This is a genomic window from Actibacterium sp. MT2.3-13A (assembly GCF_018139985.1).
In the GTDB taxonomy this organism is placed as follows: domain Bacteria; phylum Pseudomonadota; class Alphaproteobacteria; order Rhodobacterales; family Rhodobacteraceae; genus JAGSOU01.
The window spans coordinates 64141-87003 of sequence record NZ_JAGSOU010000006.1; the positions used below are offsets into that span (position 1 = coordinate 64141).

The following is a 22863-nucleotide window of genomic DNA, read 5'->3' on the forward strand; positions in this document are numbered from 1 at the left end:
CCGCCGCCCCTTCCGCAGCAGGAGAGAGCAAGATGACCACGCGGCGTTTCGACGGCACCGCCATTCCCAAGACGATCGTCAGCGGACCGGGCTGCCGTTCCGAGATTTCGGCCGAACTCGACAGGATGAAGGTGAATCGTGTGGCGATCGTCAGCAGCACGAGCCTGGCCGCCAGGACGCCCTTCCTGCGCGAACTCACGGAAACGCTTGGAAGCCGCGTCGTGGCGGTGATCGACCGCGTGGAATCCAACCTGCCGGTTCAATCGGTTCGCATGGCGGTCGAGACCATGAAACGCGAAAAGCCCGAGGCGATCATCGCCATCGGCGGCGGCATCGTGCACGACATGGCCAAGGCGATTGCCGTCATGCTGCCCAGCGGCCGCGACATCGTCGAATTTGTCAGCCGGTTCGAGCCGCCGGACACGTTTCACGGCATCGAGATCGACATCGAGCCGCTGCCGGTGCTGACCATGCCCAGCACGTTTTCGGCCGCCGACGTCGTTGCCGGCGGCGCGGTCACGGATACCGAGCGCGGCGAAAAGCTGATCTTCGTGCATCCCAAACTCACGCCGGCCGCCGTGTTCCTGGACGCCGAGGTGGTCGCCTCCACGCCGACCCGCATCCTGGCGGCAAGCGGCATGAACGCGATCCACCATTGCCTTGAGGCCAGCTATTCGAAGGGCGCGCAGCCCATCACCGATGCGTTCGCCTTTGCAGCGCTACGCAGCTTACTGGCCGTGCTGCCCGAATTTTCCGACGCGGGCAGCCCGCCCGCGCTGGACAGGGTCCAGACCGCCATCGACGCGGCGTCGATGTCGGGCCTGACCTATGCGAATTCCTGGCTCGGCATCGGCCACTCGGTCTGTCACAGCCTCGGCGGGCGCTACAACCTGTCCCACAGCGAGGCCAATTCGGTGATGGTCCTGCAAAGCCTCCGTTTCAACTTCGAGGCCGCCCGGCCCAAACTGGCCGAAGCCGCCCGCGCCGCAGGCGTATCGGTCTCTCCGGACGACAAGGCTGCGGCCGAGGCCCTGGTCGCTGCGGTCGAGGCGGTGTCGGATGCGATCGGCACCCCCAAGCGCCTGTCGGAGATCGGTCTGCCCCCCGGGCAGTCCGCAAGGATCGCCGAAGACGTTCTGGGCGACCCGCAGACCTATTGGAACCCGCGCCCGGCGACAGCCGATGAGATCATCAGCTGGCTGGACGCGGCTTGGTAACGCGGCGGACCGCAATAACGATGAAGGACAACAGATGCCTCTTCCCTTGACTGACCGCCTCGCCCTCCTGCGCGACGCCTTTCCGGCGGACGTGAGCGGCACGGTTCCGCTCTGGGTGAATGGAGAGTGGAGAAAAGGCACCCCGGGCGAAGAGTTTGCCTGCGTAGATCCGACTCTCGGCGAAACTCTCGTTCCGGTCGCCTCGAGCACGTCCGATGATATCGGTGCCGCGGTCGAGGCCGCAAAGCGCGCTCAGCGGGCCTGGTGGGATCTCGACGGGCAAGACCGGGCGCGCGTGTTGCGGGGCATCGCAGACGGCATCCGCGCGAATGCAAAGGCATTGGGCACGCTCGACACGCTCGATGCGGGGCGGCCGATAAGGGATACGGTGGCGCGCGACACGGAGCGCGCCGCCCGTCTGTTCGAGTTCTTTGCCGGGACCACGGACCGGCTGCGCGGTGCGTTCATCCCGGTGCAGCCGGGCCGCAGCAACACCATCGAGTACGAACCGATCGGGATCGTGGGGGCAATCACGCCGTGGAACTACCCGCTCACCAACGCCGCGGGAAAAATCGCGCCGGCTCTGGCCACGGGCAACGCGGTGATCCTGAAACCGGCGGAGGATTCCCCGCTCTCGGCTCTGATGCTGGCCTGGGTCGCGCATCGGGCCGGGTTGCCTGCGGGTCTGCTGAACGTCCTGAACGGGCCCGGCCCGCGGGTGGGCGATGCCATGGTCCGCCATCCCGACATTGGCAAGATCACCTTTACCGGCTCGACATCCGTCGGCCGGACCATCGGGGCATTGGCGGGCGCCGAGCTGAAATCCGTGACCCTGGAGCTTGGCGGCAAGACCGGCTTCATGGTCTTTGCCGATGCGGACCTGGAACGCGCCGCCGATGCGCTGGTCTTTTCCGCGTTCAACAATGCGGGCCAGACCTGCACGGCGGGGTCCCGGCTTCTGGTCGAGGAACGTGTCGCCGGCGACTTCCTGAAACTGGTCTCCGCGCGGATCGAACGTATCCGGATTGGCGACCCGCTCGACCCGGAAACGCAACTGGGCCCCGCCATCTCGTCGCGGCACAGGGAGCAGGTTCTGGCGCGCATGGCCGAAGCGGAAAAAGCCGGGCTGGTGCCGCTGGCAACCTCATGCCCGCAATTGCCGGGGCACGGTTTCTTCCTGGCGCCGACCGTCTATGTCGACGTCGATCCGAAACTCGCTGTCGCACAAGAGGAAATCTTCGGCCCGCTGGTCACCGTCAGCACCTTCCGGGACGAGGATGAGGCGATCGCAATCGCCAACGGCACGCCATACGGGTTGGCGACGACGGCCTGGACCTCCGACATCTTCAGGGCCCGCAGGATTTCGCGCCGGGCGCAGACCGGTATCGTCTGGCTGAACACCGCCCACAGCCTTCACCCCGGTTCCCCCTATGGCGGGTACAAGCAGAGCGGCCTAGGCCTCGAAATGGGCGAGGAGGCGATCCGCCAGCACATGCGCATCAAGACCGTCTGGAGCGAGGATGGACCATGGCAGAGTCCCTGGGCGTCGGCCCCCGCATGACCGCGCCCTCGCCCCTTGAACAGATGGATGCCGGCCTTCGGCGGCAGCTCGCTGATGGGGCCGCAGCGCTGCGGCCCTGGCTGGTCGATCTGCGCCGCCATTTCCACCGCCACCCGGAGCTTGGCTGGCGCGAAGTGGAAACCACGCGCCGGATCGTCGCCGAGCTGACAGATCTGGGGTACGAGACGATATCGGGGCGCGACCTTCTGGGCGACACAGCGCGGTTGGGCATGAGCAGCGCAGCGATCCCGGGCGAAGGCGACACCGGCTGCCTGGCGATCTTCGATACCGGACGTCCGGGCCCGACCGTGTGCCTGCGGGTCGATATCGATGCATTGCCGATCAGGGAAGCGAACGAAAATCACAAACCGGCAGCCGAAGGCTGGGCATCCGAGGCGGAAGGCGTGATGCATGCCTGCGGCCATGACGGGCACATCGCGCTCGGCCTCGGCACTGCCCGCCTTGTCAGGCCTTTGCTCGAAAGCGGGCGAGGAAAGTTGAAGCTGCTTTTCCAGCCTGCCGAAGAGGGCGGGAGGGGAGCGCGCGCTGTTGTCGATGCGGGGTGGATGGAAGATGTCGATCTTTTCCTTGCCGTCCACCTGGGGCTGGGCGTTCCGTCCGGCACGGTCGCGCTGGACGTCAACGAGTTCCTCGCGACCAGGAAATACGCAGTCGCGCTGGAAGGCCGCCCTGCCCATGCCGGGAAAGAGCCCGAGGCTGGGCGCAACGCCTTGCTCGCGGCCTGCCAGATGGTTCCGGCGCTGCACGCTCTGGCGCAGTCCAGCATCGCCGGCGTGCGGGTCAATGTCGGGCGGCTTGAGGCTGGGACCGCACTCAATATCGTTCCGCAGTTCGCGCGTTTCGAATTCGAGATCCGCGCCGGGACGAACGAAGCGCTGGAGGATCTGGATCTCCGATGCAGGCGACTGGTCGAGGCCACGGCGCAGGCGCACGAGGTGCGAAGCGTGATGGAATTGCGGGGCAGCGCCGAAGCCTGGCGCAACCCGGGTGAGATGGTGACTTGGGCGGAGGGCATAAACCGCGCCACCTCGGTCTACGAGCATACGCTGCAGGACCACCCCTTCGGCGCCAGCGAAGACGCGACCGTTCTCGCCAATGCGGTCACGGCGGACGGGGGGCGAGCCGCCATTTTCGTGCTCGGAGCGGATCTTGCCGACGGCCACCACACCCCACATTTCGATTTCGACGAAGACGCGCTTGCGCCGGGCGTGCATCTGCTGGGAGCACTTATTGCCTCGGCCCTCGCGATCACGTCCGGAGAAGCCAGGAAATAACAACCGCCCACCCGCCCATTCCACGGTCCAATGTCCAGAAACCATTATCACGATCGAAACGAGGCCGTTCATGGGCCAGCAATCAAACCGTGCCACCCGGTTGGAGGAACATTTCCGGAGGTGCCAACGACGGTGATGATCGTCCGCACTCGGCTGCGCCGGGCGCTGGCGCGACCGGAAAGACAGACAGAGCGGCGCGCGCGCTCCATTGCCGGCCACCGGCGGCCAGGATCGGCGTCCAAGGGTGCGCTCGGGTTGACATGCAAGACAATTTCCGCGCCAATTCCGAATTGGTGTGGAAATTGTCTCACGTTGTCCTGTCGAGGTTCGGAATGACCCTGGCTGGCACCAGATCCTGAAGGAGACCGTATTGCAGCAGAACATTCAGCCTTTTGACGGTATCAGAGTTCTTGACCTGACACATGTGCTCGCCGGCCCCTTTGCCACCTATCAGCTTGCGGTTCTGGGGGCGGACGTCATCAAGGTCGAAAATCCATCCGATCCCGATATGGCCCGCGAATGGGGGCCGGAGCCTTCGCTCAATGGCAGGCGGATGGGCACGGCCTTCCTGACCCAAGGCGGCAATAAGCGCGCAATCGCGCTGGACTTGGCCACCGCCCAGGGGCGCGAGGTTCTGTTGAAGCTTGTGGAAGGCGCCGACGTGCTGGTTGAGAACTACCGTCCCGGCGCTCTTGCCGCACTGGGACTTGACGATGAGACCCTGGCGCGGGCGAACCCGCAGCTCATTCATGTCTCCATGTCGGCTTTTGGACAGCACGGTCCGCGCGGTGAAATGACGGCCTATGATTATGTGATCCAGGCGACGTCGGGGCTCATGGCGATGACAGGCACCAAGGAAGTGCACCCGATCAAGTTCGGCCCCGCGGCTGTCGACTATGCCACCGGCACGACGGGGGCTTTCGCGATCTCGGCGGCGCTTCTTCAGCGTCACCGTACCGGCAAAGGGCAGCGCGTGGATCTCGCAATGCTGGACGTTGCGATGGTTCTGATGAGCCTCGATCTGACGGCACTGACCCGCGCCGGGGTGGAGCCGGAGCCCTCGGGCAACCTGACTGTCCAGGCGACCTGCAATGCCTACCAGACAAAGGATGGGCTGGTGATGCTGGGCGCGAGCAACATGAAGCAATATCGGCGACTTTGGCGGGCGCTGGAGCGGCCCGATATGATCCGCGAAAGCTACGCGGCGCGCCACGAGGCTTTCGATGATGAGGTCGCGCTTCTGACGGATATCATGCTGACCCGCTCGGCGCAGGAGTGGGAAGACTATCTCCAGTCCCATCATGTGCCTGCCGCCCGGGTGAGGCGGATGCCCGAGGCCTTTCAGGATCCGCAGTTCCGAACGCGCAACGTCTTTGCCGAGATCGATGACCCTGAGACCGGCTCGCTGACGGTGCCTCTGAACGCGTTCAAGTTGGCTCATGGAGGTGGACGGCTGGAGCGTGTGCCGCCGCGGGTCGGTCAGCATTCGGAGGAAATTCTGCGCGAATTAGGCTACGATGAAGCAGAGATTCCCGCAGTGCTCAGTGCTTGCGGACAGGACCGCGCCTGAACGGGAAAAGTGCGAAATGCCAGCTATTAATTGTTGACTTTGAATGGGAAATACAAAACATTTATCCATATAATGTTTAGTAATGGTTCTGATTTGATCTGACATTGGGGCTGGGAGGAACAGTGGGCGAAATAAGGGAAATCCGGCTCGTCGGCTTGAAGCACGACCTGCCAGAGGGGCGCGCTTACGGCGCGTCCATGGGTCTGGCGACATCGCGGCAGACAGGCCTCATCTTCGTTGAACTGGCCGACGGGACGGTCGGGCTCGGCGAGGCGTGGGGGCCGCCTGGCGTCAGTGCTGCGTATCTTGATCTGATCCGCCCATATTTCATTGGTTGCAGCGTTTTCGCCTTTGAGCACGCGGTCGATCTGGTGCTTTCGCGCCACTACCATTTCGGCATCCAGAACCAGATGATGTCGGTGATCTCCGGGATCGACGTGGCCGCGCGGGACGCGGCCGCGAAGCGGTTGGGCGTGCCGTTATACGACCTGATCGGCGGCGCGCGTGAACTTGAGGTGCCCATCTATGCCTCGGGCGGCTACATTACCGCGGCGCCCGAAGCGGATTTCGAAGCGCAAATGGCGCAGATCGCAGGGGGCGGTTTTTCCTCGGTCAAGATCAAGATCGGTATGTCGCCCGCCTCGGACGAGTGGCGTGTGACGAAGGCGCGCGAGGTGCTCGGCGACGATGTCGAGCTCCTGGTGGACACCAATTCCAACTACACCGTCGACGTGGCGCTGGAGAGCATGCGCCGGATCGAGAAATACCGCATCGGCTGGTATGAGGAGCCGCTGTCGCCGCTGGATTTCGAGGGCTACGCCGAACTGTGCCGGCGCGCCCCGATCCCCGTGGCCACCGGAGAGGCTCTCTATACGGCGCATGATTTCAAGCGGCTGGCCGACATCCGCGGGGCGCACATATTGCAGCCGGACCTGTCGCTCTGCGGCGGGCTGGGGCAGGGGCGGCGGATCGCCGATATCGCCCGTCTGTCGCATATGCGTCTGTCGCCGCATGTCTGGGGTTCGGCCGTGGGGCTGGCGGCTGCGTGCCATTTCGTTGCCTCGCTCAGCGGCTACCCCCATGCCGGCCACTGCCCGAAACCCTCGCTACTGGAATACGACGTGGGCGAGAACCCGTTGCGGGACGAGCTGCTGAAAACGCCGATCGTTCGCAAGGGCAACAAGGTGCTGGTGCCCGAAGGGCCGGGTCTTGGGATCGAACTGGATGAGGCCGCGCTCGCGCGTTTCGCCCAATGAAGGAGGTCGGGCTGCTGGATCAACGCGAAGATGCGACCGCCGGTCTCGGAAAGAGCATTCTCGAGATCAGCGACTTGAAAGTGCATTTTGATGCGGGCGAGGACCAGGTCGCCAAGGCGGTCAACGGTGTCAGCCTGCGTGTCGCGCCCGGCGAGACACTGGCCGTGGTGGGGGAGTCGGGCTCGGGAAAATCGGTGACGGGTTTGACCGTCATGCGGATCCTGATGCGCGCGCCTGCGCGTATCGTGGGCGGTAAGGTACTCTATACCCGCAAGGACGGCCGGCAGGTGGATCTGTTGACCCTGTCCGAGAAGGAAATGAGCGCCCTGCGCGGCAGCGAAATCTCGATGATCTTTCAGGATCCGATGTCGTCGCTCAACCCCGTGTTTTCCGTCGGCGAGCAGATTGCCGAGGGGCTGCGCCTGCATCAGCGCCTGTCGCGCCGCGCCGCGCGAAGTCGTGCCATAGAATTGCTGGAACTTGTCGGAATCGCAGAGCCCGAGGCCCGGGTGGCCGCGTTTCCCCATCAGCTTTCCGGCGGGATGCGGCAGCGCGTAATGATCGCCATGGCGCTGGCCTGCGCGCCGCGACTGCTGATTGCGGACGAGCCCACCACGGCTCTGGATGTGACGATTCAGGCACAGATCATGGATCTGTTGAAATCGCTCAAGGCCCAGACGGATATGGCGATGATCTTCGTCACCCATGACCTGAATCTCGTTTCTGAGATCGCTGACCGCGTTGCCGTGATGTATTGTGGCCAGGTGGTGGAGGAAGGCGAGGTGGCCGAGGTTCTGGAGCGCCCGCGCCACCCTTATACGCGCGCGCTGATGGCCTGCATGCCCCAGGTCGATCCCGACACGCAGAAAGTTTTCGTCCAGCCCATTCCAGGCCGCATTGCCAATCCACTTTCGCCGCCTGACGGGTGCAAGTTCCATCCGCGTTGCGGATATGTGACCGAGGCCTGTCGCGCGCAGGAGATCTCGCTCCGAGACACCGGGCAGGGCCATATGACGCGCTGCATCCGCTGGGGAGAACTGGGATGAGCGCAGAAACAACTGGGATGAGCGCAGAAACAGAAGCCAATACACCGCCGAAAGGCGCGCCCGTCCCGCTGCTTGAGGCGCGCGGCATCGTCAAGCATTTTCCCGTCCGGCGCGGCCTTCTGGGGCGAACCACGGGGCATGTGCGCGCAGTCGACGGGATCGACCTGTCTCTGGCCGCGGGCGAATGCCTGGGCGTCGTCGGGGAGTCAGGTTCGGGGAAATCGACACTGGGCCGGGTTCTGCTGCGCTTGATTGAACCTACAGCAGGTGAAATCCGGTTCGAGGGCACGGATGTGGCCGCGCTGTCCCCCGAGGAGCTGCGTGTCTTTCGCGCGCGGATGCAGATGATCTTCCAGGATCCTTATGCCAGCCTGAATCCACGCATGAAGATCGGCGCCTGTCTGCGCGAGGTGATCCGCCTGCACAAGGTGTGCCCGGAATCCGAGATCGAAGACCGTGTCGCCTACGTTCTGTCGCGCGTTGGAATGAGTCCCGATCACGCCGAGCGTTACCCGGCGGCCTTCTCCGGTGGGCAGCGCCAGCGGATCGCCATCGCCCGCGCGCTGGCGGCTGGACCGAAATTCATTGTGGCGGACGAGCCGGTCTCTGCGCTGGATGTTTCAATCCAGGCCGAGGTGATCCAGCTGCTGCAGGAATTGCGGCGTGAATTGTCGCTTGCCACGCTTTTTATCAGTCACGATCTCTCGGTCGTCGAAGTCGTGGCCGACCGGGTGCTGGTGATGTATCTTGGCCGCGTGATGGAGGCGGCGCCCGCCTCCGAACTTTTCGCTCGCCCCAGCCATCCCTACACCCGCGCACTGCTTTCGGCGGTGCCCAGTCGGAGGCCCAAACCCGCGCGCACAGTTCTAACGGGCGAAATCCCCAGCCCATCCTGCCCGCCTTCCGGGTGTGTTTTCCGAACGCGCTGCCCCCATGCGCTGCCAGATTGCGCACAGGATCGGCCAGAACTGCGCCAAGTGGGAACTGACCATTTCTCCGCCTGTATCCGCGACGACCTGGATCGGGGGCGCGTGGCATGAGCGGCAAGACGGCCATCGTGATCGGCGCGCGGGGCTTCGTCGGCTCGAATACGGTCCGCGCCTTCCTCGCGGCAGGGTGGAAGGTGCATTGCTTCGGGCCAGCGGCAGAGCATGACATGCTGGCCGACATCCGGGGCCAGATCGAGGAAACCATCGGTTCGGTCGAGGACGTCGAGGCCATGGCGGCGGCCATGGCCGACAGCGGCGCGGAGGTGGCGCTCAATTTCGCGGCCTTCTCGGCCGGCGATGGCGGGCTTGCAAAGTCCGGGGAACTGGATGCGGACCGAGCCTTTGAAATCAACGTCAATGGATTGCGCCGAAGCTTCGATGCGGCACTTGAGGCCGGAGTGGGGCGGGTGCTTTGGTCCTCTTCCACCACGCTTTATGGCCCCTCGGCGCACTATCCGGACCAGCCGATCACGGAAACCGCCGAGCCGCGCCCGCAGGGCGTCTACGGGCTCACCAAGGCCATGGGCGAGCAGCTGTCGCTCTATTACCGCGACCGGCACGGGCTAGAGACGGTGGCGGTTCGCCTGCCGCTCGTTTTCGGACCCGGGCTCTGGTATCGCGGCGCGGCCGTGGCGCTGATGGATATGCTTAGGGGCGCGCGGTCCGGTGGGCGGCACGTTCTGACGGGGCCCGATACCCCGGTGGATCTGATGTATGTGCCTGATTGCGCCGAGGCGCTGGTGGTCATTGCCGCGCATCCCGGGGCGGTGCCCGAACGGCTGAACATCAATGGTTTCACCACCAGTTATCCCGATCTCGCCCGCGCGGCAGAGGCGGCGGTGCCGGGTTTCGAGGTGGCGTTCCATGCCCGGCCTGCGCCCGTCGTCTACCCGCTTATCAGCACCGGCCTGTTGGAGGCCGAGATCGGCTTTCACCCGCGCTTCGGCCTTGAGGACGCAGTGCGGGATTTCATCGAACGAGAAGGGGCAGCTGATGCTTGAAGAGACGCTGAAGACCATGGGCTTCGAACTGCCGGAGCCGGCAAAGCCGTCATTTCAGTATGTGCCGGTGACCGTCCACAACGGCGTCGCCTATGTGAGCGGGCAGATGCCCAAGGTGGACGGCGAGGTCCGCGTCTTCGGCAAGGTGGGCGCCGAGGTCTCGCTGGAGGAAGCGCAGGACGCCGCGCGTGTCTGCATCCTGCAGGGGCTGGCCTGCCTCGTCGATGCGATCGGCGGCTCGGACCGGATCGAGAAGATCCTCAAGGTCAATGGCTATGTGGCCTCCGCCCCCGGCTTCAACCAGCAGCCGAAGGTGCTGGACGCGGCTTCCTACCTGCTGGTGGAGGCGCTGGGCGACGCAGGCCGGCACGCGCGCGCCGCGGTCGGCGTGGCCGAACTGCCGCGCAACGCCCCGGTGGAAATCGAAATGACCGTGGCCGTGCGGGCCTGACCCTTTGCCCAGAAAGGACGCAAAGATGAGCAAGTGGTACGAACTGTCCGAGATGACCTCGGTGGAATTCGCAAAGGCGCGCGAGGACATCCGTATCGCGCTGGTGCCCGTCGGCGCAACCGAACAGCACGGCCCCAACCTGGCCATGGGCACGGATTATGTGATCGCGCACCGCTTCTGCCAACGGATCGCCGCCGGCATTCATCCGCAGGCGGTGGTCGTGCCTCCGGTGCCTCTGGGGCTCTCTTATCATCACATGGGCTTTCCCGGCACGCTGTCCTTCTCGCCCGAGACCTTCACGGCGGTGTGTTTCGACATCGCCAAGTCGCTCAAGCACCAGGGCATTGACCATGTGCTCTTCGTCAATGGTCACAACGGCAACAGCGCGGTGCTCAACGTGGCGGTGACCAAGATCCGCTACGATCTCGACATGCAGGCGGCGGTGGCCTTCTGGTTCCAGCAGGCCAGCGACCTGGTGCGCGAGGCAGGTCAGACCGAACGGTTCGGCCATGCCTGTGAGGTGGAAACCTCGGTGCTGATGGCACTTCAAGGCGACATGGTGCGGGAGCACGCGCTCGAGCCGGGCGACATGAAGCCGGTCACGCTGAAATACGCGTTCAACAACCAGCCGTTCTTCCATACCGTCCCCGTCCCGTTTCATGAGCAGACGGGTAATGGCGTCTTCGGCGATGCCCGGCTGGCCAGCAGGGAGATGGGCGAACGCCTGGTCGCGGCGGCCGTCGAACGCACGATCGAATTCATCGAAACCTTCATCGAAAGCTGAGGAGAAAACATCGGAAAGGGAATGAACCGCTTCGCGATCATGGGATGACAAGCCAAAGCGGCAGGCGCCGAAAGCACCCGAACATTCGGCCCGATCGTGGAGTGAACGCAAGAAATTTCGGGAGCAACAGGGAAATTCAACATGTATAACAATAGACTACTGTCAACCATGCGCAAGCTGGGGGGGGCCGCCGCGGTAGCTGTTACTGCTCTGGCCATGACACCCGCCGCCTTTGCCCAGGAAGAAAAGCCCTACGGGCCGGATCCCGAACAGGAGATCCGCGGCGGCGTGCTGACCGTTGGCTCGCTGGTCGAACCGCCCGCGCTGGACCCCTTCCACCAGGGCGCAGATGCCCGGATCCGGGTCACCACCCTGATCTACCAGGGCCTGTTCTACGAAGGGCTGTCGGGCCCCGTGCCGCTTCTGGCGAAAAGCTACGAGGTTTCGGACGACGGGCTGAGCTACACCTTCTCGCTGCGCGAAGGGGTCAAGTTCCACACCGGGCAGGACATGACCGCCGCGGACGTCAAGTATTCCTATGACTATCTGCGCAACCCGGATAACGGTTCGCCCGGCGCCGGGGATCTGAACACCGTGGCCAGCATCGATGTCGTCGACGACCATACCGTCGTCTTCAACCTGGAACAGCCGAACGCCTCGCTTCCGGTGACGCTGGGCAACAAATACGGCGCCGTGGTTCCGGTTGGAACCTTCGACGACGAAGGCGCGCGCGCGGCCCTGAACCGGAAGAGCGTCGGCACCGGGCCGTTCAAGATCGCGACCTATGAAACCAACAGTTTCCTAGAGCTGACGGCTTTCGAAGACTACTGGCAGGAAGGCCTGCCCTATCTCGACGGGATCACCTTCCTCTACATGCCCAACAGCGCGGCGCTGCTGGTCGCGCTCAAGAACAAGCGGATCGACTTCGCGAGGCTGGGCCGGCCGCAGGACTCCGAGCAGCTCGCCGGCATCGACCACCTGAACGTTCAGCGTTGGGCCTCGCTCGGTCAGAAGCCGCTCGATCTGGATTCCAACTACGGGCCGCTCAAGGACGTCCGGGTGCGCCAGGCTATCGCACTGGCTGTGGACAAGGAAGAGATCTTGCAGGCGGCCTTGGGCGGCTACGGCAAGGTGATCCACACCGTGCCGGCGGGCATGGAGGAAAGCTGGGGCGTCCCGGTGGAGGAGCTGGAATTCCAGACCCGTGATATCGAACGCGCCAAGGCGCTGATGGCTGAGGCCGGCTACGCCGACGGCGTCGAGATGGATCTCACCACGATCACCGGGTACGACTGGATGGACCCGGCGGCCGTGACCCTGCGCGAGCAGCTTTCGGAAATCGGGATCACGTTGAACATCAAGCGCGTGGACCTGGGTGTCTGGATCGACAATTTCCGCAACAAGAACATGGGCCTGACATTCAACGACTGGCCCACTCTGCCGGATCCGAACATGCTGTTCTTCCGCCATTTCCACAAGCGCCCCGAGGGCGCGGACTTCCGGAACTGGAACAACGACGAGGCCTCGGCGCTGCTGGATGCGGGCCGCAAGACCAGCGACCCCGCGGAGCGCAAGAAGATCTATGCCGAGTTCCAGAAGGTCCTCGACCGCACGGTGCCCACGATCATGCTGTTCAGCGCCGACATCGTGACCGTGGCAAACGAGCGGGTTCGGAACCTGTATCAGCACCCGACGGGCTGGTACTTCGGCCTGGCCAAGACCCAACTCGCACAGTGACCCCGCCCGGCCGCACCCGCGGCCCGGCACGAACAGGGCTCCTCCCGGCGCGCCGCGCCGGTGGGGGCCGATCACCGGGCGGCGCGGCACCATGACCACGCACCCGAAACAGGAAGTGAAGCATGGGATCCTACCTCGTAAAACGTCTTGCGGCCTCGTTGTTGACCGCGATCCTTTCCAGCATCGCCGTGTTCCTGATCGTGCGGGCCGTGCCCGGCGACGTGGTGGCGCAGATGCTGGGGCAGTCGGGCGGCAGCGGCTCGCAGGCCGAGGAGGCGTTGCGCCGGTTCTTCGGCCTGAATGAACCGCTGTATGTCCAGTATCTGGACTGGCTGGGCGGCGTCCTGCGGGGCGATCTGGGCCAAAGCTGGGTGCGCGGGCAGCCGGTGATGGAGATCGTGTTCAAGGCATTCACTGTCACCCTGCAACTGGGGCTGATGACGCTGGCCTTCGCCACGATCATAGGGGTGCCGCTGGGCCTTGTTTCGGGGCTTTTCGAGGGGCGCCGCATCGACACCGCGATCCAGGCGTTCAACATCCTGGGGCTGTCGGCGCCGGTGTTCTGGCTGGGCCTGATCCTTCTGATCGCGGTCTCGAGCCTTTTCGCGTGGTCGCCGCCACTCATCTACCGCACGCCCTTTCAGAACTTGTCGGACAACCTGTCCACGCTGCTTCTGCCGATGCTGTCGCTGGGGCTGCTGCAGGCCGCGGCCTACAGCCAGTTTACCCGACAATGCGTTGTCGGCGCCTTCTCCGAGGACTATGTGCGCACCGCGCTGGCGAAGGGCCTGCCGATGCGCGTGGTTTTCGCAAAGCACATCCTTCGCAACATCATGATTTCGCTGGTCACCTTTATGGGGCTGATCCTGATTCAGATCCTGGGCGGCGTCGTGGTGATCGAGTCGCTCTTCGCGCTGCCGGGGCTGGGACGGCTGCTCATCACCGCGATCGAGACCCGCGACTACCCAGTGGTCCAAGGCGCGCTGCTGATGGTCGTGTTCAGCGCGCTGCTCGTGAATCTATTGGTCGACATGCTCTATCATGTGATCGATCCCCGGGTGAGGGTGGACGCATGAGCACCGAGGCACCTCAACTGATGCAATCCGATCCGAAGCTCTCCGGTGCGGGCCGCTCGCGCGGCGCCCTGAAGCGAACCCTGAACTTCATGCGGCGCGAGCCGTCCTTTGCGCTGGGACTCTCGCTGACAGTGCTAATTCTGTCCATTGCACTGTTTCCGGGGCTTTATTCCAGCGTTTCGCCGACCGATATCGATACCACCGCCGCTCTGCAGCCTCCCAGCGCGGCACATTGGTTCGGCACCGACGAACTGGGCCGCGACATCTATTCGCGCTCGATCCATGGCACGCGGGTGACGCTGTCGATCGTTGCGGGGGCGATGCTGATTTCCGCCTTTTTCGGCGGGTTGCTGGGTGTGGTCGCCGGTTTTGTGGGCCGGCTGACTGACATGGTGTGCGGGCGGGGCATCGATGTGGTGCTGTCCTTCCCGCCGATCATTCTGGGCGTCGTCATCAGCGGGGTGCTGGGCCCCAGCATCACGAACCTGGTGCTGGCGTTGTCCATTGTGTACATCCCCGTGTTCTTCCGTATCGCGCGGTCCGGCGCGATCACCGAAACGTCGCGGACCTATGTGGAGGCGGCGCGGTCCGTGGGCTTGACCGGGCGGGCCATTCTGTTCCGGCACATCCTGCGCAACGTGATGCCTCTGATCATGCTGCAATACATGATCCTGTTCCCGCTGGTGCTTCAGATCCAGGCGGCATTGGGTTTCCTCGGCCTCGGGGTGCAGCCGCCCACACCCGACTGGGGGGCGATCCTGGAGGAAGGCAAGGATTACATCCTCTTCGCGCCATGGATATCGCTGTTTCCGGGGCTGTTCATCATGGTGTCGGCTCTGTCCGTCACGCTGATCGGACGCGGCCTTCAGAAACGGATGAACCGATGAAAATGGGTTGGCCGGCGGCAAGGGTGACGCCCGCGCCGCCCTCAGATGCCGTGAACGGAGGCGAGGATCTCGTTCAGATACCGCCGGATGCCTTGGCTGGCTTCGTCCGTGCGCCCGGCGCGAAGCGCCTCGACGATATGTTCGTTGGCGCGCAGGGTGGCGGCACGGACATCATCGGGGATGATGCCGTTGTCGCCGGCGCGGCCCCACTGGTCTTCGCGCCGCGAACGAATGATGGCCTCGAAAATCTGCACCAGGAAGCGGTTTCCCGTTGCACGCATCATGGTCAGGTGCAGTTCGTATTTCCATTCCTTGTATTCGGACCAGTCGCGCGCGTCGCGAATGCCATCGAGACAACGTTCCATCGCTGCGAAATCGCTGTCATCGGCGCGTTCCACCACCAGATTCGCGATCTGCGGCTCCAGCAGCGCCCGCACCTCGAGGATCTCCTGAAGCGACAGGTTCATGCCAAGCGAGGTGGGGGGGCGGTCGGTCGCGGCGCCGCCGGTCACGAATGTGCCGCGCCCCACTTGCCGCGACACCGTGCCCTCGCGCACCAGCGTGTCAAGCGCCTGCCGCACCGAATTGCGCGCCGCGCCAAACTGTTCGGACAATTCGCGCTCGGTTGGCAGCTTGCTGCCCTTCGCGAAATCGCCGTTGCGAATTGCCTGCACGATGGATGTGTAGATCGCCTCGCGGTCCGCAGCCGCCTTCTGCCGAATATTGGTGCGACCTAATGGTTTTGAACTATCTGCAAGCATTCGCTCTTCCGGAAGGTTGGGACGCTGACCGCACCGTGGATGCCGCGGAACATAGCGTCTGCTGCATCCTGCGCAAGCAAGACAGCGTAACGACCATTCGGAACCCTGCATCGCGTTGCACCAACGTCGCTCCAATATTCAGATACAATCAAGACCAAAATTACATTGGTTTACAAATGGTTGCAATAGCGGAGCGTGATGCAGTCATTTCCGCCGGACCCGCGCTTCGGCGCGCCCGGCGTCCTTGTAAGGGAGAACGACCATGCCGGTAGGCACCGCACGACTTTTCAAGGGAGACTCGAGCCGTGTCGACCTGACCGCCGGTTCTTGGCGGGCGCTCTATCCTTGGCGGGGCGCAGTGAGATTGACCTGTGCCGACGGCACAGCTGAAACGTTACAGGCGGGCGAGGGCCGGGCGCTGGGGCGTGCCGCCTGCCGGATCGACACGCTCGATCCCGCCGGGCGCTATTTTCTGTGGGAGGTCGATGCTTCCGGCGCGGCCGGTGCAGACGTGCCGAGCGGGCTTTCCGAACTCATGCGCTACGACATGCCGCTTCTTCCCGGGGAGCGTGCGGCAACCGGGCATGAGGCCGTGCTGCGCTTCGAACGGGTCGACCTTAAACCGGGTGTCGAGACTCCGCGCCATACGCACCTCGGCAGCGGTTTGCGGGTGCTGATCGAGGGCCATCTGGAAGCACAGATCGACGATCACCTTCGCGAACTCCGCCCCGGGGATTCCTGGCTTGAGAAGGGGCCCGGAGAGGCGGTGATCGGCCGCTCTGCCCAGGGCTGCCTCACGGCCTTTGTCCGCCTGTTGGTCTTGCCGGCAGACGCCTTGGGGGAGGACTCCTTCGTCTTCCTGGACGACGGAGAGGTCCGCCGCCCGCGGCCCGCCGCCTACGAACGTTTCCATGAAGAGAGGATTGTCCTTTGACGCAACAAGTTACGACAGCCGCAAAAAAACCTCGCCGGGGTGGAGAAATTCTCGCTGACGGGCTGATTGCCAACGGCGCAACGACCCTCTTCGGCGTGCCCGGCGAGAGCTTCCTCGCGCTGCTTGATGCCATTCACAACAGGAAGGAGGCGCTGCGCTTCATCTCCTGCAGGCAAGAGGGCGGTGCCGCCTACATGGCCGATGCATATGCCAAGCTGACCGGCAGGCCGGGTGTCTGCGTGGTGACACGCGGCCCCGGTGCCTGCAATGCCAGCATCGGCGTTCACACCGCTTTTCAGGATTCAACGCCGATGATCGTGCTGATCGGTCAGGTCGCCCGGGGGCACCGGGAACGCGAGGCCTTCCAGGAGGTCGAGTTCCGGCACATGTTCGCGCCTTTCGCCAAATGGGTGGCCGAAGTGGATTGCGCCGAACGCATCCCAGAGCACCTGAGCCATGCCTTTCACCTGGCGCAGTCGGGCCGGCCCGGACCCGTGGTGCTGGCGCTCCCGGAAGACGTCTTGACGGAATTGGCCCAAGTCGAGGATCTGCCGCCGGCGCGCAAGGTCGTGGCGGCGGCGGGGCCTGCGGACGTGGATGCCGTGCAGGCGGCGCTGGCGCGCGCGGAACGGCCGCTCTGTATCCTCGGGGGGCCAGGCTGGAGCAACGCGGCGAAGGAAGCCTTCGAAGAATTCGCTGAGCGCTCCGGTCTGCCCGTCGTCACTTCGCTGCGTTGCCAGGATTATTTCGACAATGCCAATCCCGCCTATGCGGGCGATCTTGGGATCGCGGCGAATCCCGAGGTGGTATCGCTGGTGCGCGAGGCGGATATGCTGCTGGTGATCGGCGCCCGGCTGGGCGACATGACCACGCAGGGCTACACCGCACCGAAGCCCCCCCGCAGCGCGCAAGTGCTGGCGCATGTCTATCCCGACGGCGGGGAGCTTGGGCGCGTCTACTATCCCGATATTCCCGTGGTCGCCGACAGCTCGGCTTTCGCGCAGGCTCTCGCGGAGCGCAGGTTGCCCGATAGCGCCGCGCGCTCCGCCTGGACCGCGCAGGCCCGCGCCAGCTACGAGGCGCTTCTGCCACCGCGAGAGCAGCCCGGTGCGCTGGACATGGGCGTGCTGATGACCGCGCTCCAAGAGCGGCTGGATGAAGACGCGATCATCACGAACGGAGCCGGGAACTATTCCGCGTGGATTCACAAGCATCGCCAGTTCCGCCGTTATCGCACGCAGCTTGCCCCAACCAGCGGGGCGATGGGCTATGGCGTGCCCGCCGCCGTCGCCGCCAAGCTCGCCGCACCGGAGCGACAGGTCATTTGCTTTGCCGGGGACGGCTGTTTCCAGATGAACGGGCAAGAGCTGGGCACGATCATGCAGAACCGGCTGGATCCCCTTATCATCGTGGTGAACAATGGCACCTTGGGCACGATCCGCATGCACCAGGAGCGCGAATATCCGGAACATGTCTATGCGACCGATCTGGTGAATCCCGATTTCGCGGTGCTGGCGCGCGCCTACGGCTTTCACTCCGAGGTTCTGGAACGGACCGAGGACATTCCCGGCGCGCTTGACCGCGCACTGCGATCCGAGGGGCCGGCGCTCATCGAGTGCCGTATCGAGGCCGAAAGCATCTCTCCGCGAACGACGCTCAGCACTATCCGCGCTAACGCCTTGCGCCGCAAAGCGGAAAACGTGGCGTTGTGATCGAAGGGCGGCAATCCTTGGTCGAGCGCGAAGCGACTTTCCGAAATCTGAAAGCGGAGACAGGATCGTGCCCGACGAGCCAATCGCCAAACCGCACGGGTGCCCTCTCATCGACGGCAAATGGATTGCCGCGATGCAGTCCTTGCCCGGCGATCCGGCAGAGGGCCGCCCGAAGAACGTGGAGCGGACATGCGCGGCCATGCCCTCCGCTTGCGTCGGCTTCGGCAATACCACGCGCAAGAAGCGCGGATCGTTCCCCGTGGCGATCTGCGTCAAGATGGGGGCAGTCCAGGGCGGCTTTGCGCTCTTGCGGTTGAAAAGGCGATCGCCGCGTGCAGGAATGCCCGAAACATCGGCGCGCGGATGCATCGGCATTGGCCGGGCGGAAGGCGTCGAGCGGATGCGGCAGAAAGGCGGTGTGACATGACGGGGGAAAGACGACCGGTCGCGATTGTCGGTCTTGGCAAGATTGCCTTGGATCAGCATGTTCCGGTGCTGTCCGACAGCGCCGATTTCCGACTCGCGGCGACGGTGGATCCAAACGCGGCGGGCATTGCCGGCGTGGAACATTTCGCGGCCCTGGACGAGATGCTTGACGCGCGGCCCGACATCCGCGCCCTGTCGTTTTGCACGCCGCCGCAGGGCCGCTTTGACCTCGCGCGCAGGGCGCTGGAGGCGGGGCGGCAAGTGTTGCTGGAGAAATCCCCCGGTGCGAGCGTGGCAGAGGTGCGGGCCCTCGCGGATCTGGCGCGGGATAGGGGGCTTGTCATTTTCGCCACGTGGCACTCGCGCTTTGCCCATGCGGTCGCCGAGGCGCGGCACTGGCTGAAGGATCGGAAGATCACAGGGGCCGAGATCATCTGGAAGGAAGATGTGCGCTATTGGCACCCCGGCCAGAAATGGATTTGGCGGGCCGGGGGGCTTGGCGTTTTTGACCCGGGCATCAACGCCTTGTCGGTGCTTACGGAAATCCTGCCCGAGCCGGCTTTCGTCGCCGCGTCAGAGCTGCATTTCCCCGAAAGCTGCGAAACCCCGATCGCGGCGCGGGTGCAGATGCGATCGGTCGGCGGGGCGGCGATCGGCGTTGAACTGGATTGGCGTCACGCGGGCACCCCGGTCTGGGACGTGCGGGTCGAAACCGATGCCGGCACGTTGGTTCTGTCGGACGGCGGGGCGCGGCTGGCCATCGATGGCGCGGTTCGTTCCGAGGGGCCGGATGCCGAATACGCCGGCGTCTACGCGCGGTTTGCCGAGTTGCTCGCCACCGGCGGGCAGGACATGGATGACCGGCCGCTGATGCATGTGGCTGACGCCTTTCTGCTGGGGCGCCGGGTGGTGACTGCGCCGTTTTCAGATTGAACGTGGCGCGCCGGTCGCCCGCGGACGGCCCGGCCCGAGGACTTTCCGCCGAAGGCCGCAGGGCCTGCCCAACGGAGTGGGAACGAATGAACGCAACCGTATTCGACGATCGTCGCTGCACTTTGGGCGAGGGGCCGCTATGGCACCCCGCGCGGGGGCAGCTCTTCTGGTTCGACATCACGGGCAAAAGGCTGCTGTCGCGCGAGGGAGAGCGGCAGCTGCATTGGGATTTTCCTGAAAATGTGTCCGCCGCCGGCTGGGTGGATGACGACCGCCTATTGATCGCGTCCGAAAGCAGTTTGTCGGTATTCGATATCGGAACGGGGCTGTCCCAGCCGCTCGTCGCGCTGGAGGCCGACAACCCCCTGACCCGGTCGAACGACGGGCGCGCCGATCCGCTGGGCGGGTTCTGGATCGGCACGATGAGCAAGCGGGCCGAGCGGAAGGCCGGTGCGATCTATCGGTATTGGCGTGGCGAACTGCGCAAGCTGTTCGACGGGATCAGCATTCCCAACGCCATCTGTTTCGCCCCCGACGGAGAGACCGCCTTTTTCGCCGACAGCGTCACGCGCCGCGTCATGCGCCAGCGGCTGGGACGTGATGGCTGGCCGCTGGGCGACCCCGAGGTTTACCTGGACCTGCTGGCCAGCGGATTGATCCCCGACGGTGCGGTCATCGACGGCGCCGGCCTGTTCTGGAACGCGCATTGGGGCAGCGGCAAGGTCTGCGCCTACGCGCCCGATGGCAGCCTGCGGGCGCAGTTCCAGACCAATGCGCCAAACCTGACCTGCCCCGCCTTCGGCGGTGATGACATGGCGACCCTGTATCTGACTTCGGCGACCGAGGACATGAAGCCCGGCACCCTGGAGGCGCATCCCGACGCGGGCAAGACACTCTGCCTCCATGGCGTTGCCACCGGCAGGCCCGAACACCGCGTGATCCTTTAGCCGTCGAAACCGGCACCGCGCCTCCCGATGACTTTCGGCAACCGGCGCGTGCAAGCGGGATGACAGGCCATGCCCTGTTCAGGGCGGCGGATGATTTCGGGTGCTTTTGAAGCGGGAGATCCGCGCCGGGGCCGATCTGGGAAGGCTCCGAGGCGGGTGGCATCTGACCCGCGCAACAACCCTTTTCGCAAGGAAAATCAACCCGAAGCGTTGGTTCCTGGGGGTTTTGCGCCGCCCGGATTAATAATTCAAATCATTTGACAAAAAAATATTCCGCACCTTATCGTGATTCCAACAGGGAAAAGCCAATGCTCAAAGGGACAAACCAGGAGCTTGCTCGGCCATTCAACCGGCGCATCGTGCTTGAAACGATCCGCCGCCACGGCCCCATTTCCCGCGCCGAGGTGGCGCGTCGTGTGGGGCTGACCGCCCAGACCGTTTCGACGATCACCTCCGAGCTGCGCGACCGCGGGTTTGTCAAACTCCTGCCCGGCGTGCCGAAAGGGCGGGGCTTTCCGGCGCCCCTGCTGGAGATCAATCCCGATGGCGGCTTCGCCTGCGGCGTCTATGTCACCCCGCGCGGCATCGAGGCTGGTATCATGAACCTGTCCGGTGACGTGCTGACGCGGAAATCCTACGCGGCGCACCAGATCTCGCCGCAGGACGCGTTCGACAGGATCGCCAGCATGGTCGGCGAACTTTCCAGCGAGATCGACGCCAGCCGGATGATCGGCGTCGGTCTGGCATTGCCGGGACCGTTCGACATCGACTCGATGAGCTTTGTCGGCCCGACCACCCTGGAGGGCTGGTCGGGTATCGACGTTTCCGAAAGCCTGAGCGCGGCGGTGGATTATCCGGCCTTCGTGGAATGGGACAGTGCCGCCGCCGCGCGGGGCGAGATCCTCTACGGCATCGGCGAAGAGATCCAGAACTTCTATTACCTCTACATGGGGGTCGGTCTTGGCGGATGCGCCGTCTGCCAGGGCCAGCCCATGCGCGGGGCGTGGGGCAATGCCGGCGAGATCGGCCATATTCCCCTGGTGCCGGATGGCGACCCGTGCCCCTGCGGGAACCGCGGCTGCCTGGAAAGATACCTATCGCTCGAGGCCTATGAGCGGCGCCGCGAAGAGGTCGGCGAGGAGGGCTGGCTGCGCGAGGTGGCCCCGATCTTCCGCTCGGCCATCGTGATGATCGAGAACCTGTTCGACCCCGAAGTGATCGTGCTTGGCGGGCTGGCGCCGGTGGAATTGTGCGAAAAGATTCTGGAACTCAGCAAGGAGCTGCCGAATTCGGTGGCCACGCGCAACGACAGGCGCACGCCAAGGGTCGTTCTGTCCCGGTGCGCCCCGGACGCTGTGCTTCGCGGGGCCGCGTCGCTCGCGGTGTCGCGGGTTTTCTCGCCCGGCGGCGGTAACAGCCTCGAGGCAGAGGCGCGGGCCGAAGGCTCCGATCTTCTGGCCCGGCTACAATAACAGGGAGACACTGACGTGAGCGAAGAACAGCCGCTGTTGAAACTGGAGGGCGTGACGAAAAACTTCGGGGCCATTCAGGCGCTTCGCGGAATAGACATGCACATCTCGCGTGGCGAGGTGGTGGCGCTTCTGGGGGACAACGGGGCGGGCAAATCTACCCTGGTAAAGATCATTTCCGGCGGCCTTCAGCCCAGCTCGGGCAAGATGAGCTTTGAGGGGCAGGAGCGCCACTTTGCCAGCCCCAGCGAGGCCAAGGCCGCGGGGATCGAGACGGTCTACCAGGACCTGTCGCTTTGCACCAATGCCGATGTGGTCGCGAATTTCTTCATGGGCCGGGAGATCACCCGCCGGGTTCTCGGCGTTCCGATCCTTCAGGAACGCGAGATGGAGGAAGTCGTCGCCAAGGCGATGGCGGACGCGGGAACCCGGATCCCCTCGCTGAGGACCAATGTCGAACATCTGTCCGGCGGGCAGCGCCAGGCGATCGAGCTGAACCGCTTTGTCCACTGGGGCGGCAAGCTGGTGCTGCTGGACGAACCCTTCGCCGCCCTTGGCGTCGAACAGACCCGCCGCGGCCTCGAGATGATCCGCAGGGTGGCCGACCGGGGCATCGGCGTGGTCGTGATCACGCACATTATGGCGCAGGCCTTTCAGGTCGCAGACCGGATCGTCGTGATCCGGCAAGGCACCGTAGCGGGGGACCTGAAGACCAGCGAAACAAATCCCGACCAGGTGATCGACCTGATCACCGGCGCAACCTTGTCACGAGCCGGAAAAGACAGGGGCGGATCCAACTAGAAGCCGGCAC

The 22863-nt window shown here is 64.5% G+C and carries 21 protein-coding genes; 20 read left to right on the top strand and 1 reads right to left on the bottom strand.

What is annotated here, in order from left to right; genetic code table 11:
* Window positions 1-32 precede the first annotated feature (32 nt).
* The 13 genes from KCI33_RS07305 to KCI33_RS07365 all read left to right on the top strand — a co-directional run bounded on the left by KCI33_RS07305 (window position 33) and on the right by KCI33_RS07365 (window position 14870).
* The gene (locus KCI33_RS07305) at window positions 33-1217 is read left to right on the top strand and encodes an iron-containing alcohol dehydrogenase family protein (protein ID WP_212524116.1); all 1185 of its coding nucleotides are present in this window, start codon (window positions 33-35) and stop codon (window positions 1215-1217) included.
* Between the two features lie 46 nt (window positions 1218-1263).
* On the top strand, window positions 1264-2778 hold the full coding sequence (locus KCI33_RS07310) for an aldehyde dehydrogenase family protein (RefSeq protein WP_212524117.1): 1515 nt from the start codon (window positions 1264-1266) through the stop codon (window positions 2776-2778).
* Window positions 2745-4073 carry an amidohydrolase gene (locus KCI33_RS07315; RefSeq protein WP_212524118.1) on the top strand — a complete coding sequence of 443 codons (1329 nt, stop codon included), beginning with the start codon at window positions 2745-2747 and terminating at the stop codon, window positions 4071-4073. The genes KCI33_RS07310 and KCI33_RS07315 overlap by 34 nt, the downstream gene beginning before the upstream one ends.
* A 370-nt stretch (window positions 4074-4443) precedes the next feature.
* On the top strand, window positions 4444-5643 hold the full coding sequence (locus KCI33_RS07320; protein WP_212524119.1) for a CoA transferase: 1200 nt from the start codon (window positions 4444-4446) through the stop codon (window positions 5641-5643).
* 197 nt (window positions 5644-5840) lie between these two features.
* Window positions 5841-6899 carry a mandelate racemase/muconate lactonizing enzyme family protein gene (locus KCI33_RS07325; RefSeq protein WP_212524120.1) on the top strand — a complete coding sequence of 353 codons (1059 nt, stop codon included), beginning with the start codon at window positions 5841-5843 and terminating at the stop codon, window positions 6897-6899.
* A complete protein-coding gene (locus KCI33_RS07330; RefSeq protein ID WP_212524121.1) occupies window positions 6896-7945 on the top strand; it encodes an ABC transporter ATP-binding protein in 1050 nt (349 codons plus the stop codon). The genes KCI33_RS07325 and KCI33_RS07330 overlap by 4 nt, the downstream gene beginning before the upstream one ends.
* The gene (locus tag KCI33_RS07335; RefSeq protein ID WP_282960717.1) at window positions 7942-8985 is read left to right on the top strand and encodes an oligopeptide/dipeptide ABC transporter ATP-binding protein; all 1044 of its coding nucleotides are present in this window, start codon (window positions 7942-7944) and stop codon (window positions 8983-8985) included. The genes KCI33_RS07330 and KCI33_RS07335 overlap by 4 nt, the downstream gene beginning before the upstream one ends.
* Window positions 8982-9935, top strand: coding sequence for an NAD(P)-dependent oxidoreductase (locus tag KCI33_RS07340; RefSeq protein WP_212524122.1), 954 nt, complete (start codon window positions 8982-8984; stop codon window positions 9933-9935). Before KCI33_RS07335 ends, KCI33_RS07340 begins: the two co-directional genes overlap by 4 nt.
* A complete protein-coding gene (locus KCI33_RS07345; protein ID WP_212524123.1) occupies window positions 9928-10386 on the top strand; it encodes a RidA family protein in 459 nt (152 codons plus the stop codon). The genes KCI33_RS07340 and KCI33_RS07345 overlap by 8 nt, the downstream gene beginning before the upstream one ends.
* A gap of 25 nt (window positions 10387-10411) precedes the next feature.
* On the top strand, window positions 10412-11170 hold the full coding sequence (locus KCI33_RS07350; protein WP_212524124.1) for a creatininase family protein: 759 nt from the start codon (window positions 10412-10414) through the stop codon (window positions 11168-11170).
* 141 nt (window positions 11171-11311) lie between these two features.
* On the top strand, window positions 11312-12907 hold the full coding sequence (locus KCI33_RS07355) for an ABC transporter substrate-binding protein (RefSeq protein ID WP_212524125.1): 1596 nt from the start codon (window positions 11312-11314) through the stop codon (window positions 12905-12907).
* Window positions 12908-13029: 122 nt separating this feature from the next.
* The gene (locus KCI33_RS07360) at window positions 13030-13983 is read left to right on the top strand and encodes an ABC transporter permease (protein WP_212524126.1); all 954 of its coding nucleotides are present in this window, start codon (window positions 13030-13032) and stop codon (window positions 13981-13983) included.
* Complete coding sequence (locus tag KCI33_RS07365) at window positions 13980-14870, top strand: ABC transporter permease (protein WP_249138961.1); 891 nt, start codon at window positions 13980-13982, stop codon at window positions 14868-14870. Before KCI33_RS07360 ends, KCI33_RS07365 begins: the two co-directional genes overlap by 4 nt.
* Window positions 14871-14911: 41 nt before the next feature.
* Here the strand turns inward: KCI33_RS07365 and KCI33_RS07370 are convergent, their stop codons facing one another.
* The gene (locus KCI33_RS07370) at window positions 14912-15631 is read right to left on the bottom strand and encodes an FCD domain-containing protein (protein WP_212524127.1); all 720 of its coding nucleotides are present in this window, start codon (window positions 15629-15631) and stop codon (window positions 14912-14914) included.
* Between the two features lie 262 nt (window positions 15632-15893).
* Between KCI33_RS07370 and KCI33_RS07375 the strand changes: the two genes are divergently transcribed.
* The 7 genes from KCI33_RS07375 to KCI33_RS07405 all read left to right on the top strand — a co-directional run bounded on the left by KCI33_RS07375 (window position 15894) and on the right by KCI33_RS07405 (window position 22853).
* A complete protein-coding gene (locus tag KCI33_RS07375; RefSeq protein WP_212524128.1) occupies window positions 15894-16565 on the top strand; it encodes a cupin domain-containing protein in 672 nt (223 codons plus the stop codon).
* Window positions 16562-18277 (top strand): thiamine pyrophosphate-binding protein, encoded by a 1716-nt coding sequence (locus KCI33_RS07380; RefSeq protein WP_212524129.1) that lies wholly within the window; start codon window positions 16562-16564, stop codon window positions 18275-18277. The genes KCI33_RS07375 and KCI33_RS07380 overlap by 4 nt, the downstream gene beginning before the upstream one ends.
* Before the next feature lie 67 nt (window positions 18278-18344).
* Window positions 18345-18704, top strand: a complete 360-nt coding sequence (locus KCI33_RS07385) for a hypothetical protein (protein WP_212524130.1) — start codon at window positions 18345-18347, stop codon at window positions 18702-18704.
* On the top strand, window positions 18701-19636 hold the full coding sequence (locus KCI33_RS07390; protein ID WP_212524131.1) for a Gfo/Idh/MocA family oxidoreductase: 936 nt from the start codon (window positions 18701-18703) through the stop codon (window positions 19634-19636). The genes KCI33_RS07385 and KCI33_RS07390 overlap by 4 nt, the downstream gene beginning before the upstream one ends.
* Before the next feature lie 86 nt (window positions 19637-19722).
* Window positions 19723-20583: an SMP-30/gluconolactonase/LRE family protein gene (locus tag KCI33_RS07395; RefSeq protein WP_212524132.1), complete on the top strand. Its 861-nt coding sequence runs from the start codon at window positions 19723-19725 to the stop codon at window positions 20581-20583.
* Window positions 20584-20891: 308 nt separating this feature from the next.
* Window positions 20892-22055 (top strand): ROK family transcriptional regulator, encoded by a 1164-nt coding sequence (locus KCI33_RS07400; protein WP_212524133.1) that lies wholly within the window; start codon window positions 20892-20894, stop codon window positions 22053-22055.
* A gap of 15 nt (window positions 22056-22070) precedes the next feature.
* Entirely contained in the window at window positions 22071-22853 is a 783-nt protein-coding gene (locus tag KCI33_RS07405) for an ATP-binding cassette domain-containing protein (protein WP_212524134.1), read from the top strand.
* Window positions 22854-22863 lie beyond the last annotated feature (10 nt).